Genomic DNA, 1531 nt, shown 5'->3' with positions numbered 1-1531 from the left:
CAGGAGGGCCGCGCGAGGGCGCGGACCGTCCCGGGTGGTCGGGTCTGCCGCTAGAGTGGACTCAAGCGGACAGCTGTCCGTTACCTTCTCGAACTTAGTGGACAGCTGTCCGCTTAGCAAGGTCCGGAGAGAACACGACGCGTGGGAGGAGACCGAGTGGGCCAGCACCGAGACGGTCCCCTGCGCTCGGACGCCCAGCGCAACCGCGACCGCATCCTGGAAGTGGCCCTCGACGAGCTGACGCGGGCGAGCGACACACCGCTGAGCGCGATCGCGAAGAAGGCGGGCGTCGGACAGGGGACGTTCTACCGCAACTTCCCCAGCCGCGAGGCCCTCATCCTTGAGGTGTACCGCTACGAGGTACGCCAGGTCTCCGAGGCCGCCTGCCAGCTCCTGCACACCCGCGCCCCGGACCGGGCGCTGCGGGAGTGGATGGACCGCCTCGCCCAGTACGCGATGGCCAAGGCGGGCCTCGCCGAGGCCATCCGCAAGGCGACCAGCGCGCTCGGCACCCTGGCCGGGGTGGGGTTCGGCCCGCTGATCGAGGCCGTCACCCTGCTCCTGGAGGCGAACGAGAAGGCGGGCACCATCCGTCCCGGGGTGAGCGCCGACGACTTCCTGCTCGCCATCGCCGGACTGTGGCAGATCGACCCGCACGGCGACTGGCAGGGACGCGCCGGCCGTCTGATGGACCTGGTCATGGACGGCCTGCGGGCGGGCGCGCCGGGGCGCTGACGCCGTTCGGCGGTACGGGGGCGGTATGTCGGCAGTAGGGGGCGGTACGTCGGCAGTAGAGGGCGGTACGTCGGCAGTAGAGGGCGGTACGTCGGCAGTACGGGGTGCATGACGCCCGACCCCACGGCCGCACCCCGCACACGCGTCCCGCCCGCGCGCCCCATCGGAATGCCTATACCTCCCATCGGCTTCCGCATTGGATACCTATGCCCGATAGGTCTACCTTCGAGATGTCGCCGCGCTGACGTTCTGCACACGGAATGTCAGGCCCTCGACGACTCCCACCCCCGTCGTCATATCGGAGAGCACACCATGTCGAAGATCCTTTTCGTTGTCACCGGCGCCGACCAGTGGACGCTGGCGGACGGCAGCAAGCACCCCACCGGCTTCTGGGCCGAGGAGGCCGTCGCCCCCTACGAGGCGTTCAAGGCCGCCGGTCACGAGATCGTCGTCGCCACCCCCGGCGGTGTCGTGCCGACCGTCGACCGCGGCTCGCTCACCGCGGAGGCCAACGGCGGCCAGGAGGCCGCGGACCGGGTGGCCGCCTCCCTCGACGCCTTCACCGAGCTCAAGCACCCGGTCAAGCTCGCCGAAGTGGACCTCGCCGACTACGCCGCCGTCTTCTACCCGGGCGGCCACGGACCCATGGAGGACCTCGCCGTCGACGCCGACTCCGGCAGGCTCCTCACCACCGCCCTGGAGATCGGCATGCCGCTCGGCGTGGTCTGCCACGCCCCCGCCGSCKTCSKCGMMGCCRSYCRSSGCGACGGCTCCAACGTCTTCGCGGGCTACCGCC

General features: G+C 70.9%; 1 protein-coding gene and 1 pseudogene. Both read left to right on the top strand.

All coding sequences use genetic code 11. The annotated features are described in order from the left end of the window. Positions 1-156 precede the first annotated feature (156 nt). Positions 157-735, top strand: coding sequence for a TetR/AcrR family transcriptional regulator (locus AB8Z36_RS39585; protein ID WP_369218198.1), 579 nt, complete (start codon positions 157-159; stop codon positions 733-735). 312 nt (positions 736-1047) lie between these two features. Further along, positions 1048-1531, top strand: a pseudogene (locus tag AB8Z36_RS39580) (DJ-1/PfpI family protein); the annotation flags it as partial.

The sequence above is a fragment of the Streptomyces flavofungini genome, assembly GCF_041028215.1.
Lineage (GTDB): Bacteria > Actinomycetota > Actinomycetes > Streptomycetales > Streptomycetaceae > Streptomyces > Streptomyces flavofungini_B.
This window is presented reverse-complemented; position numbering and strand designations above follow the sequence as displayed.